Genomic DNA, 15391 nt, shown 5'->3' on the forward strand with positions numbered 1-15391 from the left:
ATTACTTTTTATCAGGGTAAATGAAAAAGTTGTTTTGCATTGTTTGTAGTTACTTCCGCCACTTCTTCCATGTTTATAGCTTTTATTTCGGCAATCTTGGAGGCTATTAAAGGCAGGTAAGCACTTTCGTTCCTTTTTCCGCGGTAAGGAACGGGTGCAAGGTAAGGCGAATCAGTTTCGAGCAGCAGGTGCTGCAGTCCGATGTGTGCCACCACTTTTCCCAAACCTGAGTTTTTAAACGTTATAACTCCGCCAATTCCAAGCATAAAACCGAGACTTATGGCTTTTTCAGCCTGCTTTATGTTGCCCGAAAAACAATGAAACACCCCTTTCAACGAAGCAAGATGCAGTTCTTCCAAAATAGTGAGTACTTCGTCGTTGGCATTCCGGGTGTGAATTACAGCCGGAAGTTGATATTTGTTTGCCCAAACCAATTGCTTTATCAATGCCTGGCGTTGTTGGATGACATAGGCGGTATCCCAGTATAAGTCCATACCTATTTCACCTATAGCAATATAACTACGAAGAGCCAGATTTTTTTCCATTACAAGCAATTCTTCCTCGAAGTTATCCTTTACCGAAGTGGGATGCAACCCTATCATGGGAAAACACGAAGCCGGGAAGGCGTCGCAAAGTGAATGGAGTGCCGGAAGAGTTTTGCTGTCAACATTGGGTAACAGCAGGTATTTTACCCCGTTGCTGATGGCTCTTTCCACAGTTTGTTGCCTGTCGTTGTGGAATTCTTCCAGGTAAAGATGGGTATGGGTGTCCGCTAAAATCATTTGGCAAAAATACGGTTTTTGGTTTCTTAAATATTTTGAATTTTTTAAAAAACTCTTCCGAAGTGTGAAACACCCGGAAGGTTTTTGCGTTAACCTTTTAAAGTTTGCAGGACATTGAAGAGTTTATGGTAATAATAAATAAACAATTTTACAGTTAATCTCTTGTTGTTTGCTTATGTTTATTATTTTTACACCCGTTTAATCTTATAAAAAATAACAATGAAAAGAACTTTTTTCTTACTGGTAGTTTTTACGATATTTTGCCAGTTGCTTTACAGCCAGCCAGTTGATTTAGTTACTGCCGGTAAGGTGGCAATGCAGAAAACAGCCGTCCAAACTAATTGTACATTGGGTACAGCACAGGTTTATTCTGACAATGGGCAGACCCTCTTGTTTTATTTTTTCCCTTTGCAACCTGCAGGTTATATTGTCGTTTCCGGCGATTACCGTTTGCCGCCGGTTATTGCGTATTCATTCACCGCTTCTGCCGATGCGGAAGGAAAATGGAAACAATGGCTGCAAACAGATATTCATCTGCGGATGCAGGCTATATCAAAATTACCTGAAACTATAATTACGAAAAGAAAAGCCGCATGGGATTTGTTTCTGAAAGATGGTTACAAGTTTTCCGGTAAAGACGTCTTTCTGGTGAAGACCAACTGGCACCAGGACGGACCGTACAATCTTTTTTGCCCTCTCGACCCACAAAACGGCAACCGTAGCATAGCAGGATGCCCGGCTGTAGCAATGGCACAAATAGTCAATTATTACCAGACTACCAATGGCGTAACGTTTACTGACGAAGATGATTATTACCATAACTACGCCGGACGTCAATACTGGATTGATGATGATTATGCTACAGTTGATTTTCCATCATTTCCCATGCTGAACGCCTATCTTGATACGCTCGGAGTTCATTATCAGAATTCAATCCCTCCTACCGATAACGATAAAGCTGCATTAACCTTTGCCTGCGGAGTTGCGGCTATTCAGGTATTTACTTCTTCGGGTTCGGGAACATTTGGCGTAGGTCAGGCATACGACGCTTACCAGAAGTTTAATTTTAGCGGTTCGGTATTGCTTACCGAAGCCGATACCAATGTTTATACCCGTATGGCACAGAATGTTGCAAACGCTATGCCTGTTCATCTTGCAGTGGTTGATTCCACTTGGAGTACAGGACACAACGTGGTGGTTGATGGTCATAATTCTGAAAATTATTTCCATCTCAATTTTGGATGGGGTGGATCGGCTAACGGATGGTACTTGCTTCCTGATGAATTTCCTTATAGTTTAACTGTGCTCGAAGGAGCCATAGTGGATATTGTTCCCAATAATGTAGGCATCCGGAATCCTGAAATTAATGAAGAAAACTTGTGCATGTTATCGCCTAATCCTGCTGCAGATTTTGTGAAAATACAATTGCCGGAACAAACCGCCTGCGAATTGATTATCATTTTTTCCGATGGGAGAACCGCAGGAAAATACCGGTGCAAAAATGGCGACATGCTTGACATATCTCATTTGAACAGAGGGATATATTTTGTGCATTGTACAGCGAAAGGTAAAAAAATTACGGAAAAGCTAATCGTAATATAAGAAAAGCTTCGTTAATCAGGAAGTGAATCCTGCCGTTTATCAACAAACTTAACCGGTTTGCGGTTCATGTCGTTGAAGAGAGTTTTTGCCAGTGTTTCAGCAGATTCTATCTTAATTGATGGCGCTACACGCAGTTTTGCCCTGAAATGGTCCTTCACCGTTTTTTCAAAATCAGCCGAAAGGGAATTTACCCCACAACGGATTAAAATCTCGTCGGTTCCAATGGTATTGGTTGACACTTCCACCACGTAATTCACTACGCCTTCTATATTATCAAGAATGTCATACAAAGCGGGCGGGTATAGGGTAGTACCTTTATATTTTATCATTTGTTTTTTCCTGCCGATGATGGGACCGAGGCGCATAGTGGTTCTTCCACAAGCACAGGGAGCCGTTTCGTGAGAACAAATGTCGCCGGTTTTAAACCGTAACAAAGGCATTCCTTCCACCCCGAGCGTCGTAATGGTTACTTCTCCTGCTTCGCCTTCCTGTATAGGCTTATTGTTTTCATCTAAAAACTCGGTGATGATAAGTTCGGGATGATGGTGCCCGCCACGGTGCTGGCTGCAATCGGTAAAAGCGCTCGACATTTCGGTGGAAGCATAGGTAGTAAATAGTTCGATATCCCATTTTTCTTTGATACGCGTACCTAATTTGCTCAGTGAAAAATCAGGGTTTTGAAGGGGCTCTCCAATGCAGACAGCCTGACGGATGCTGCTGTTGCGGTAATCAATTCCGTTCTTTTCGGCATAATCTATAATTTTAAGAATAAAGGAGGGAACGGTGATAAAACTGGTAGGTTTTATCCGGTTGATGCTATCCCACTGCAATTCAGGCATACCCGAGCCCACCCTGACAATACCGGCTCCCATGCGGCGTACCCCGATAAAATACGCCAGACCTGCCATGAACCGACGATCTATAGTTGTAATCAACTGGTAAATATCATTTTCAGAGCCACCTGCACATACAAAAGAGATGTGTTCGTTATAAGCAAGACGGTGCAGGTCGTTGTCGGTAAGGACAAACGTTACCGGATCGCCAAGCGTTCCGGATGTGGTAACATAATCAATAATTTTTGATTGAGGAACGCAAATGAAGTTGTTGTTATACTGCTGAAGATCGTGTTTGGTTGTAACGGGAAGCTGTTCTATATCGCTGAACGAACGTATGCTTTTGATATTAATTTTGTTTTGTTTGAAAACCTGCCGGTAAAAGGTGGAATATTGTTGAAGATAATCCAATTGTTGTCGTAATAATTTTTCCTGAAATCTTCTGATCTCGTCGGAAGTTGCCGTTTCAATTTCCGGGATCACTCTTCCGTATCCTTTTTTCAACCAGGGTTTAATTTGCTGCATAATCATATTTTTTTATTGCATCAGCCAAAACGGTAGCGATAATAGCTTTGTCGTCAGGGGTTGGTGTGAATATATTTTTATTAAAATTGGTATTTTCCTGCAGAAACTGTTGAATGTTTTTGCAAAAAACATCTGAAAAATCCATACCGAAGTGCCTGTACATATCCCGGATGGTATTTTCGGGTTGTTTTTCAAGGTTTTCGTAGCGAATGGAATATTGCCGCTGAAGAGGAATGTTGTTCAATGCCTGCTCGATGAAAGTAAGCAGGTGTTGGTACATGTCGGCTACTTCCCGCATGGAAATAGGGGTATGGTTGCACTTCATTCGGTTTTGCTGCCCTACGGTTTCCCACATGTTAAGGGTTGAAGGAACTACAGCATAAGGGCTACGGTAAATATGTACAAACCGGGCTTTGGGAAAAATTTCCGACAAAAACTGTATGCGCAATGAATGGAAAGGATTTTTCAGCAGTAGCGTTTGCTTGTTGTTAAATGTGAGTTTACGGCAAAAATAATTTAATGCTTTTTCCCATTCGGAGATATTTTGTTCCGGCAAAAATCCGGGGAAATCGTTAAGAAAATAAGATGTATCTTGGGGAAAAATCAATCCTTCGAGCGGCGAAAAACCGCAAAGACGCAACAGGGCGTATTCGTCTTCCATGGGTTCATCAATGCCCAACTTAACATTGTCCATAGGGCGTTTTTTGTGAATAGAAAAACGCATTACCGGGGCAAAATATAGTCTTGCGCTGAAAAAACTCCGGGGAAGGGCTGCTTGAAAGAGGGTGGGCGTTACAAGGGAAGGGTCGAGGCTGAGAAGCTGGTGTAACCAGGTGCTTCCGGTACGCCAGTGCCCGACGATGATGATTGGATTATCGGGAAGCGGGGAAGCAGCAATGTGCTTACCATATCTTTTCTTTTCAATTACCGAAAACAGCGACGACCACATCCCGGCATTCAGCAAAAAGAGCAACCTGGGTATGTAGCGTGGCGAAAAACCGGCTTTGTTACGACGTACCAATCGCCATAGTACAGAAAGTTCTGTTCCGGCTAAAAGGTAGGCTGTTTTCATAGTAAAGGATTTTTGTAGCAATCCACGAGAGAAAAGGCAGAGATAAAGGTAACCACAGTAAAAGAAAGCGGCTACAGTTACTGGTTTTTATTGTGTTCTTTCCTTTTCCACAAATTCGGTAATGGTATTGATAGAAGTTAAAATAAACCTTGCCAGGTTTTGGTCGTCCAAGCGCACCCCGTATTTACGTTGCAGAGCCATAATGATTTCCAGAGCATCTATAGAATCTAATCCCAGCAAGTTATCGCTGCTGAAAAGGGAGATGTCTTCCTGTACCTGTTCGGGAAGAACATCGGGTATTTTCAAAGTGTCTATAATTAGTTGTTTGATTTCAAGCTTTAAAGCAGTTGTATTCGTTTCTGTCATACGATATAGAGATTATCCTAAAATTTGAGTTTGTAAAGTTCGGTAAAAAATTCTTTTTCTACTACTGAGCGACCCCAAATCATTTCACTAAGTTGTTTGATCTTGTCTGTTCCAAGGTCGCGGTTTTTCCCGATACGGGCGGCAAAGAGTGAAATTTCGCGCCAACCATCGCCTATTTCCATCATTTTTTTAGAAAGCGCCAGCAGTCGCTCATCCTGCATGATTTCAGAAGCCTGCCGTAAAAATGTGGCAAACATAAACCGGAAACCCGCTCCACCTGTTCCCTGGTCTTCGAGCAATACATTAATTTTCATAATTTCATGCGACAAATGCTCGGTATCGCGAGCCAACGATGGCCACTCAGGCAATTTTTTCGAGAATTTACGAATGCCGTTGATGCCCAAAAAAGGAATGGGCAATTTAACCATGTTGAAGGCGGATTTGTGAATTCCTTTGGCTATGGCTTGTTTTAAGTTGATTTTTTCAGCAGGGGGAATCCGTAATGGGTAAAAAAGAAAACCTTGTGGCGACATCATCCCTCCGGGAAAACGTGCTTTGCGCAGTGTTTCGGCATCAATTTCGGCAAGCTGGGGATGATAACAATCACTTACAATATACAAGTTGTTCTTCTTACCTACCACAGTAATATAATGCATATTGATATGAACTCGCATCCAGGGTGGCAGGTAGTTCATGTAGAAAAAATCAACCTGTATGCCCACGGGTATGCCTTTTTCAAGCAATGTGTCGAGAGTTTTTTCCGCTTTTACCGGGTCGGAAAATTTTTCGGTGTAAAAGGATATTCCCAACCTTTGGGAAATATTTTTCCGCATTTGCCCGGGTTTGTTACGAACGATGAAGGTAGGGAAATTAAGGCTGGGTTGTTTACTGAAATATCCAAAAAAAATTCCACTGGAGATTCCAAATACCATGGGCTCTGTAATTGCAAGCCCCGCATGATTCAATAAAGCTGCTACTGTTCCCGATTCGCAATGGGCTGCCATTGTATGTTTAAATTCCACCTGACTCACTTATTCCTTCTCCTCAATTTTTGTTTCTATAATTACAGGGTTGCTGGTTTTGTTCTGTATAATAGCTAAAATTTTTTTATCTTCCTTAAAATGGGCTTTCCATCTGCTGTCGTTTTCCGTTTGAATTATCTGAAAGAAATTGGCAAGGGGGATATTAAAAATTTCAGCATAGCGCAATAGGTCTTTTACCGTAGTTTTGCCAAATTTCCGGGCATTGAGATGTTTCCGGGCTTTCCGTTTACTGATGCCTGCCCTCGAAGCCAATTCTGCCATGGTTAAGCCTTCTATTTCCATATAATAATAAACGGGGCTGATTTCCCCTTTCTGTAATTGTTGCAGCAATTCTTCCTCCCGGTGCAATTGTTTTTGCTGGAAATCGTCAAGGTAATTTTTGGAAATATAGGAACCCGTGAGAACCTGCCCATAGGTATTATCTTCCTTTTCAGCATACATTATCACCTTGTGCGGGTCGAAATCCACCTTGATATCTTTTTCTTTCATTTTCCGTTTAATTGCGTTTTACAAAACTAAACAATGAAATGAATTGTACAAGCACAAAAAATACAATCAAACGGCAAATATTGGGCAGTACGGCAGCAAACGTAGCTTTCCGTACAAAAATGTCGAGAAAACTGTCGAGCCCCCATCGTATTGGTGAAATTATGCTTACTGCTTGTAAAGGAGCGGGCATAAGATACACAGGAATAAAAATACCGCCCAAAATGGAAAGTATCACAACGAAAAGCGAACCGAACATGGCTGCCTGTCCGATGGTATGGGAAAGCGTTCCGATGAGCATCCCGAAACCTACTGCCGCCAACGCCGATGCCAGCGCCGATACCAGGATTAGTCCCACATGGTTGCCCGTTTGTAGTGCCGGCATCCCGAAAACTGCCGGGAAAAACCAAATTCCCACTGCCATCATCATTAGCAGTTGTAATAAACATACAATTACATAAACAACAGTTTTTGAACTTAATATAGTAAAATAACTTATCGGAAGAGTACGTAACCTGTTGTAGGCTCCTTCGTTTTTTTCGGTAATCAGGCTACCGGAAAGAGGTATGACAATGAAAAACATGGCAAACAAGGCAAAAGCGGGTACGTTGTTTTGCACTACGGTAGGTTTGATTGTTTCCTGTCGGTGAGAAGCGATGATTTCTTTTACCATCAACACATTACCAGGTTTCCAGGGGAATTTTGCCTCTTCAATGGTAAAATGAATACCCTGTGCACTTTTTTCAATTCTTTTCGTGGCATCGCTCATGTCAATATGGGCTGGTGCAAATTTCCCCATTTTTTCACGAACCTGTTTTTCAAAATCGGTTTGCATGCGTTGGAACCTGTTTTTTAATTCACTTTCAATGGGAATGCGAAGCTTCTTGTTGACTTCCGCCGGAAGCAGGCTGCAAAATTTTTCCGTCAGAATTTGAATTTCGGCACCTTGGACAAGCATTTTCAAAGCACTGACTACAGAGTTTTTATAGGCATCGTTTATTGCAGGGTCAAGGAGAATGTTTACGCCGGTTATAACTGTTCCTGAAATATTTGTACTGTCGTTTTTCCTGAATGAATTTGAAATAACCGCATCAGCGCGCCGGAGCGACTGGCTGTAAGCTCCGCGGGGGATTAAAATTCCTATCTGGTATTTTCCCGAAGCGATTGCTTCGCTGGCAGTTTTTTCGGTAAGCTGTTGTGAATTAATATTTGTTATGATTTCGAAACAACCGGTAGTATCCAGCCCCTGCCTTATGGTTTTACTTAACCGGGAATTATCTTCGTCAACAAAAAGGATTTTTATTTGCGAGCCACGAATAGATTTCAGTGCATTTTCCTGAGTAAGAGTTACCACAACGATGAGAAACATAGGCATAATGAAAAGTATGGCAAGTCCTGCCGGGTCGCGAACCAGGATGAGAAATTCTTTTTTTATGCCTGATAAAAATTTATACATATATCAGTCTCTCAAATCTTTGCCAGTTAATTTCAAAAATACGTCTCCCAAATTACCGCAACTGGGATTTTTTTCTATCAGTTGTGCGGGTGTACCATTTTCAATTATCTGTCCATTGTCAATAATATTTACCCTTGAGCATAAGTTTTCAGCTTCCTGCATGTAGTGTGTTGTATAAAAAATGGTTGTGCCAGAGCTATTCAACTGTTGCAGGTATTCAAAAATCAGGTTTCGCGACTGTGCATCAACTCCAAGTGTAGGTTCGTCGAGAAAAAGGATGGAAGGATTATGCACCAACCCTGTAATAAGGTTGGCGCGTCGTTTTATTCCTCCTGAACAGCGGGATACCCATTTGTTAGCATGACTGTCAAGCATCACCATGCTGATGAGTTCTTCCACCCGTTTGTTGAGTACCGAACCACTAAGCCCGTGCATACTGGCAAAATAACTCAAGTTCTCGCGCAGGGTGAGTGTGGGATATAAAGCCAGTTCCTGGGGTACCAGTCCGATGATGTTTTTTATTTTTTCGGGATGTTTCTTCACATCTATTCCCTGGACATTAACCGTACCGGATGTAATTTTCAGCAATCCACAGATTATGGAGATGAGTGTGGTTTTTCCGGCACCATTTGGACCTAATAATCCAAAAAACTCTTGCTTGCTTATTGAAAGGTCAACCCCTTTTAACGTTTGTTCGTCCGACCGGCGGTAAATTTTCACCAGCTTTTCTGTTTGTAGCACGATTTCAGAGTTATGGGTATGCCTGTTGCTGTTGCTCATCGGTAATTAAAATTCAACATCAAACTTATGTGCTTTTTATGATATTTGCAACGTAAATTTGAAAATACCTTTATTTTTGTCGAAAATCCTTTTAACCACAGGCGTATGTTTAAGAAAGTTCCCCATACCTATGTAATCATTTTCTTTTTGATAGTTCTTGCAGCCGTTACCACCTGGTTTGTTCCTTCAGGGGAATTTTCGCGGAAAACCATTACCACCGGTGAAATAAAAAGAGATGTTATTGATGCAACGTCATATAAAACTGTTGAGCAACAACCGCAGACATGGCAAATTTTTTCCGCTTTTTACAAGGGTTTTGTCCGTACACCCAAAATCATTGTTTTTATTCTCATACTTGGCGGGGCTTTTTGGATACTGAACGAAAGTAAAGCCATTGATGCGGGTGTACAGTCGTTTCTTTCCCGAAGTCGTAAATTGGAGCGTTACCGGTTAATCCGTAAAGTTGGTATTAATAATATTATCATTACCTTGGTAATGCTGATGTTCAGCTTTTTCGGTGCTGTTTTCGGTATGAGCGAGGAAACCATTGCCTTTGTAATTATTTTTGTTCCATTAGCTATTTCTATGGGTTACGATTCCATCGTTGGGGTTTGTATGTGTTTTATCGGGGCAGGAATAGGTTTTGCCGGGTGCATGCTTAACCCGTTTACTTTGGGAATAGCACAGGAAATTGCAGGAATACAATTGTTTTCGGGGATTGAATACAGGTTTTTCATTTGGATTGTTGTAAATATTGCAGGGATTGGATATGTGTTGTGGTATGCAAATCGAATCCGGGAAAACCCCAAGCGGTCAATTATGTATGAAAACGATGCTTACTGGCGTCAGCATAATTCTTCTGCTATGAATGTTGAAAAACTGAAACCCGGACGTGGCGCATGGATTGCCTGTGCACTCGTGTCGGGAATTTTGATTGTTTATGCCATTATTCTTCCCATGAATACCATAAAAATGGGAGCCAGTTCATTTAAAATGCCTCTTTTGCCGGTAATTTGTGCATTATTTGCTTTTTCTGCAATTTTCTCCCTGCGTCGTTCAGTACAGATTTTCATTCTTACCATATTAATGTTTACCATATTGTTTCTGGTAGTCGGAGTTATTGCCTTCGATTGGTCGTTAATGGAAATAGCCGCTTTGTTTTTTGCTATGGCAATAGTATCTGGTATGGCAATGGGAAAAGATGCCAATGAAATTACCAGACTTTTTGTTGCCGGAGCCCGCGACATTCTTTCGGCAGCATTGGTAGTGGGTTTAGCCGGAGGAATCATTGTGATACTTGAAGATGGGAAAGTGATAGATACAATTTTGTACGGAATTTCACGCTCAATGCAGGGAACCGGGCAGATAACAACCCTTTCGCTGATGTATATTTTCCAATCGGCACTAAACATGGTTATTACATCAGGCACTGCCAAAGCTGCACTTTTAATGCCCATTCTGCGTGATATTTCAGAGATGGTAAATTTATCAAAACAAGCTACCGTTACTGCTTTTCACATAGGAGATGGATTTACCAACCTCATTACTCCTACTTCAGGAGTTTTAATAGGCGTGCTGGAAGTTGCCCGTATTCCATTCAGCAAGTGGTTTCACTGGGCATGGAAGCTGATTCTGATACTCGTAATTTTGGGTTGGATATTGTTGATACCTACTGTTACCATGCAGCTAAGCGGATATTAAAACACCTGCTGTATCGTTACAGCAGGTTTGAAAAGCAAAATTTGATGATTGATGAATAATTTTTTTGTAGGTAAATATCAGAATTAATTTGAACAGATTGGTATACTGGCAAAAGACCTGGCTAATCTGGTGAATAGGTATTGAATACTTGTTTTGGGGTAGGAAGGTAATCATCCCATTAACCGAAAAGCTGGCTACCAGAGTTTTTCCCCATTTATTTAAAAAATCCAGGGGATCAACCTGTTTGTATTTTTCATGTACAAGCGGTACTCGATGAAATGCTTTTTTAGCAGACTTTCTTCATATAATATTTTAATTGTCAAAATTATAAAAAGTAAAAGAAAAATAATTCCCCTGTAAAAAGTAAAGGAATCAGCAACCAATGCTCCGCAAATCAGCAATACCGATAAGTACATAGGATGGCGAATAACATGGTAAGGTCCTTTAATTACCAGACGGGCATTATTTTTAACGGAAGGCGAGGCGTGAAAGTTACCGATTTGCATCGCCAGTACCGACCATAATATCAGCACCAATCCACAACCTTCGGCAATACACCCTGCCAGGGATTCGGCAAGCCAGGGACCCGTGATGAAAACGAATCCGATTCCAGTAAATTGCAAAAAAACAAGCGTATAAGAAATAATATCTTGTTTCATTTCGGGATGTTTGGTGTTTTCAATTTTAAAAATCCGGATTTGTTTTGATCGAGACAGGCAGTGATGTGGCTGTCAATATCAGGTATAAGTTGCTCAAGCTGTGCTGTTTTATCGGTATCAATGACTATGGCAGTTAGTACCTGTGGTATGGTTTTTAGGCTTTTTAAGCACATTTGAAAACGTTCGGGTTTAACCTGCCCGGAAATAATGAAAAAATAATCAATTTGTTTATGTGTTGGGATGAGGTAAATATTATCGGAATGGTTAGCCAGCAAGCAGTAAGTATTTAAAAAGTCGTTATCATTGAAAAAGTACATGGAAAAATTTCTTACAATATCACTGCCCGATTTTCTGAATTCAAAATCGGGAATTTTTTTTAACTGGAAATGCAATGCTTTGTTTATGCTGAACGACAAGCGGTAATCCCGTAATTGGTATGAAATACCAATGATGTGATACTCATCTTTTACAGTAGTAATAGTATTGGCTTTTTGCGGCATAATCCGGCGGATAAATCCGGAATAAATGTACAAAACTTCTTTTATAAAAAGACTTTCCTAAGAATTAATTTATCTCATAGAGGTGTTTCCATGTTTTTTCGGCGGCAAGCTGTTCGGCGCCTTTAATGGAATAATCCTGTGCCTGCGAATATGATTTATTATCAATGTGCACTTCCACAACATATTGCTTGTTGTATCCGCTACCAACCTCGCCGGTAACTACAAATTCAATAGATTTTTTTTCTTTCTGTAACCGTTCTATGAGCTTACTTTTAAAGTTGATTTCGAGTGTTTCGAGCTCATCTATGTCGAAATGCCGTTGAATGATATTGGACAGGATGATTTTCCGGGTAAAATTATAACCCCTATCAAGGTACAATGCTCCCACGAATGCTTCAAAGGCATCGCCCTTCATTGAACGGTTGGCAGATTTAGATTCAGAGTTTGATTGAATAAGTTCGTCAACTCCAAGTTTTTGCGACAACTTATTAAGCGAAGCGCGGCTTACAATTTTTGAACGCATTTCAGTTAAAAAGCCTTCATCTTTGTAAGGAAATATTTTGAAAAGGTAATCGGCAACTATGGCACCCAGAATGGCATCTCCTAAATATTCGAGACGTTCGTTGCTTATTTTTACCCCGTTCATTAATTCCTGTGCTACTGATTTATGCCTGAATGCCAATTTATATAAAAAAATATTCTTGGGATAATACCCAAAAATATTCTTTATGGCTTCATAAAGTACTTTATCTCCCGAGAAAAAGGCTTTTACCGGTTTAATCTTTCTGAAAGGCAACGGTTATTCACTGAATTTTTTGAAAATAAGTGATGCATTATGTCCTCCGAACCCAAAAGTGTTACTTAATGCAATATTTACCGTGCGATGTTTAGCCTTGCCGAAGGTGAAATCCAGTACAGGAATTTCGGGGTCGTCGGTAAAATGGTTAATGGTAGGAGGTACAATACTATTTTTGATTGCCAATATGGTAGCAATAGCTTCTATGGCTCCTGTTGCACCCAGCAGATGCCCGGTCATTGATTTGGTAGAATTTACGCTGATGGAAGAAGCATGTTCGCCGAACAGGTTAATGATAGCCTTAGGTTCAACAATGTCGCCTTTGGGTGTTGAAGTTCCGTGGGTATTAATATGGTCAATTTCTTCTGGGGTAATACCGGCATCCTGCAGAGCATTCTTCATACTATTGTATGCACCAATACCGTCGGGGTGGGGTTCTGTCATATGATGAGCGTCGGCAGAAAGTCCAGAGCCTATAACTTCGGCATATATTTTCGCACCGCGGGCTTTGGCGTGCTCCAGTTCTTCAAAAATAAGAGCGCCGCTACCTTCACCCATTACAAACCCGTCACGACCAATATCAAATGGGCGTGAAGCAGTTTTGGGATCGTCATTTCGTGTTGACAGTGCGTGCATGGCATTAAATCCGCCTACACCGGCAGGACTGACAGCCGCTTCCGAGCCTCCTGCGATAAAAGCATTGGCTTTTCCCGTGCGAATGTATAAAAATGCATCAGCAAGGGCATTTGCCGAAGAAGCACAAGCGGAAACAGTAGCAAAGTTAGGTCCTCTGAGTCCGTAACGTATCGAAATATGACCGGCAGTAATGTCGGCTATCATTTTCGGAATAAAAAAGGGATTAAAACGGGGGGTACCATCTCCTTTTCCATAGCTGATTACTTCTTCAAAGAAAGTAGATAATCCACCAATACCCGAAGCCCAGATAACCCCAATAGTGTCTAAGTTTAGCTTTTCTAAATCGAAGCCTGAGTCGTGAACGGCTTCTTCGGCTGATACTAATCCAAATTGGGCATACAAATCGTATTTTCTGGCTTCTTTTCTGTCGAAATGTTGTAATGGATCGAAATTTTTTACTTCACAGGCAAACTGTGTCTTAAATTTCGAAGCATCAAAACGGGTAATGGCATCGGCACCACTAACTCCATTAATAAGGTTGTCCCAAAATTCAGGAAAGGTATTGCCTAATGGAGTTAGTGCACCAAGACCGGTAACGACTACACGTTTTAATTCCATCCGTAAATGAAATTTATTTGGTGTTGTTTTCGATGTAAGCGATAGCATCACCCACTGTTCCAATCTTTTCTGCCTGATCGTCGGGAATAGCTATGTTAAATTCTTTTTCGAATTCCATAATCAATTCAACCGTATCGAGGGAATCAGCGCCTAAATCGTTGGTGAAACTTGCTTCGGGTGTAACTTCTTTTTCATCAACACCCAGCTTATCAACGATGATAGCCTTTACTTTAGTTGCAATGTCAGACATGTTTTTCTACTTTTTAAAGATTAAGGGTGCAAAGAAAGTTATTTTTTGCATTATTAACAAAATTCACTACAAAAATTTAACCTCAACCAAAATATAAAACACATATTCAGATAGTTAAAAAATACGGATCCGGAGGATTTTTTCTGTAATTATGTTTTGCAGTACATATTTTATTATGTTGTATTTTTACACGCCCAAATTTTTCCGACATGCTATCGTTATATCCATTCAAATTTATACCTATTTTTAAAGACAAAATATGGGGAGGTTCCCGTGTGCATGATACGCTGGGGCTCGATTATGCCCCATTGCTCAATTGCGGCGAAGCATGGATGGTTTCCGGAATTCAGGATAATTCTTCAGTAATAGCCAATGGATATTTTTCAGAAAACGAACTGAACGAAATAGTGGAAACTTTCATGGGCGATCTGGTAGGAGAAAAAGTGTATGAAAAGTTTGGAAATGAGTTTCCTGTGTTGATAAAATTTATTGATACCCAGGATTATCTTTCCATACAGGTACACCCTGACGACGAACTGGCTGCCCGGAGGCATCATGCTTTTGGTAAAGCCGAAATGTGGTATATCATAGATACAGTTCCCGGGGCAGAACTGATTTGCGGCTTTTCACAAAAGATATCACCAGAAATGTATAAACAACACCTTATTAATAAATCGCTCCCCGAAATTCTGAATTTTGAAAAAGTAAAAACCGGTGATGTTTTTTTTATCCCCGCCGGCAGGGTGCATGCCCTGGGTCCCGGAATCCTATTGACTGAAATACAGCAAACATCAGATGTTACCTATCGAATTTATGACTGGGACAGAACTGATGACAAAGGGAAACCCCGTACACTACATACCGACCTTGCTCTTGATGCCATTGACTTTAATGTGTACGACACTTACAAAATTCCGTATGTCGAAAAAAACAACCAAACCGTACCATTAATTAACAGTCCGCATTTTACTACAGGGATACTCCATCTGAAGAATGTAATTGCAAAGGATTACTCTGAAATAGATTCGTTTGTAATTTATATTTGCACTGAAGGCGCTTTACAACTTGTGTGGGATGGAGGTAATGAAACAATGAAAAAGGGGGAAGTGATTTTAATTCCTGCTATCGTAAAAAATGTAACTTTAATTCCATCTATCGAAAGTAAAATCCTGGAAGTTTATATTGAATAAAATGAGTTTGAAAATCTTTATTTAAAATAATTTTGAGATATTTTTGAATATCAAAAAAAATAAGCTAAATAAACTTAATATTATGTATATTTGTTT

At 40.6% G+C, this 15391-nt stretch carries 16 protein-coding genes; 3 read left to right on the forward strand and 13 right to left on the reverse strand.

Annotation, left to right across the window (positions count from 1 at the left end; translation table 11 throughout):
* Positions 1-11: 11 nt before the first annotated feature.
* On the reverse strand, positions 12-782 hold the full coding sequence (locus M0R21_05370) for a TatD family hydrolase (protein MCK9617247.1): 771 nt from the start codon (positions 780-782) through the stop codon (positions 12-14).
* 219 nt (positions 783-1001) lie between these two features.
* Here M0R21_05370 and M0R21_05375 point away from each other — a divergent pair, with 219 nt between their 5' ends.
* Positions 1002-2384 carry a thiol protease/hemagglutinin PrtT gene (locus M0R21_05375; GenBank protein MCK9617248.1) on the forward strand — a complete coding sequence of 461 codons (1383 nt, stop codon included), beginning with the start codon at positions 1002-1004 and terminating at the stop codon, positions 2382-2384.
* 11 nt (positions 2385-2395) lie between these two features.
* Here the strand turns inward: M0R21_05375 and M0R21_05380 are convergent, their stop codons facing one another.
* The 7 genes from M0R21_05380 to M0R21_05410 all read right to left on the reverse strand — a co-directional run bounded on the left by M0R21_05380 (position 2396) and on the right by M0R21_05410 (position 8945).
* The gene (locus M0R21_05380; protein MCK9617249.1) at positions 2396-3742 is read right to left on the reverse strand and encodes an AMP-binding protein; all 1347 of its coding nucleotides are present in this window, start codon (positions 3740-3742) and stop codon (positions 2396-2398) included.
* Complete coding sequence (locus M0R21_05385; GenBank protein MCK9617250.1) at positions 3729-4814, reverse strand: sulfotransferase; 1086 nt, start codon at positions 4812-4814, stop codon at positions 3729-3731. The genes M0R21_05380 and M0R21_05385 overlap by 14 nt, the downstream gene beginning before the upstream one ends.
* Before the next feature lie 87 nt (positions 4815-4901).
* Positions 4902-5180: a phosphopantetheine-binding protein gene (locus tag M0R21_05390; protein ID MCK9617251.1), complete on the reverse strand. Its 279-nt coding sequence runs from the start codon at positions 5178-5180 to the stop codon at positions 4902-4904.
* Positions 5181-5197: 17 nt separating this feature from the next.
* On the reverse strand, positions 5198-6202 hold the full coding sequence (locus tag M0R21_05395) for a BtrH N-terminal domain-containing protein (protein ID MCK9617252.1): 1005 nt from the start codon (positions 6200-6202) through the stop codon (positions 5198-5200).
* A 9-nt stretch (positions 6203-6211) separates the two neighbouring features.
* Complete coding sequence (locus M0R21_05400; protein ID MCK9617253.1) at positions 6212-6712, reverse strand: hypothetical protein; 501 nt, start codon at positions 6710-6712, stop codon at positions 6212-6214.
* A 7-nt stretch (positions 6713-6719) separates the two neighbouring features.
* Positions 6720-8165 carry an ABC transporter permease gene (locus M0R21_05405; GenBank protein MCK9617254.1) on the reverse strand — a complete coding sequence of 482 codons (1446 nt, stop codon included), beginning with the start codon at positions 8163-8165 and terminating at the stop codon, positions 6720-6722.
* Positions 8166-8168: 3 nt separating this feature from the next.
* Positions 8169-8945: an ABC transporter ATP-binding protein gene (locus M0R21_05410; GenBank protein MCK9617255.1), complete on the reverse strand. Its 777-nt coding sequence runs from the start codon at positions 8943-8945 to the stop codon at positions 8169-8171.
* Between the two features lie 105 nt (positions 8946-9050).
* On the opposite strand from M0R21_05410, the gene M0R21_05415 reads away from it, so the two are divergent.
* Complete coding sequence (locus M0R21_05415; GenBank protein MCK9617256.1) at positions 9051-10646, forward strand: AbgT family transporter; 1596 nt, start codon at positions 9051-9053, stop codon at positions 10644-10646.
* A 218-nt stretch (positions 10647-10864) separates the two neighbouring features.
* Here M0R21_05415 and M0R21_05420 read toward each other — a convergent pair whose 3' ends face one another.
* The 5 genes from M0R21_05420 to M0R21_05440 are packed head-to-tail and all read right to left on the reverse strand — an operon-like array spanning position 10865 to position 14105.
* On the reverse strand, positions 10865-11305 hold the full coding sequence (locus tag M0R21_05420) for a hypothetical protein (protein ID MCK9617257.1): 441 nt from the start codon (positions 11303-11305) through the stop codon (positions 10865-10867).
* Complete coding sequence (locus M0R21_05425; protein ID MCK9617258.1) at positions 11302-11838, reverse strand: IPExxxVDY family protein; 537 nt, start codon at positions 11836-11838, stop codon at positions 11302-11304. Before M0R21_05425 ends, M0R21_05420 begins: the two co-directional genes overlap by 4 nt.
* A gap of 31 nt (positions 11839-11869) precedes the next feature.
* Complete coding sequence (rnc, locus tag M0R21_05430) at positions 11870-12601, reverse strand: ribonuclease III (GenBank protein ID MCK9617259.1); 732 nt, start codon at positions 12599-12601, stop codon at positions 11870-11872.
* A gap of 3 nt (positions 12602-12604) precedes the next feature.
* Entirely contained in the window at positions 12605-13855 is a 1251-nt protein-coding gene (gene fabF / locus M0R21_05435) for a beta-ketoacyl-ACP synthase II (GenBank protein ID MCK9617260.1), read from the reverse strand.
* Positions 13856-13868: 13 nt separating this feature from the next.
* Positions 13869-14105 carry an acyl carrier protein gene (locus M0R21_05440; GenBank protein ID MCK9617261.1) on the reverse strand — a complete coding sequence of 79 codons (237 nt, stop codon included), beginning with the start codon at positions 14103-14105 and terminating at the stop codon, positions 13869-13871.
* A 209-nt stretch (positions 14106-14314) separates the two neighbouring features.
* Between M0R21_05440 and M0R21_05445 the strand changes: the two genes are divergently transcribed.
* Positions 14315-15295: a class I mannose-6-phosphate isomerase gene (locus M0R21_05445; protein MCK9617262.1), complete on the forward strand. Its 981-nt coding sequence runs from the start codon at positions 14315-14317 to the stop codon at positions 15293-15295.
* Positions 15296-15391: the final 96 nt, after the last annotated feature.

Source organism: Lentimicrobiaceae bacterium, from assembly GCA_023227965.1.
In the GTDB taxonomy this organism is placed as follows: domain Bacteria; phylum Bacteroidota; class Bacteroidia; order Bacteroidales; family JALOCA01; genus JALOCA01.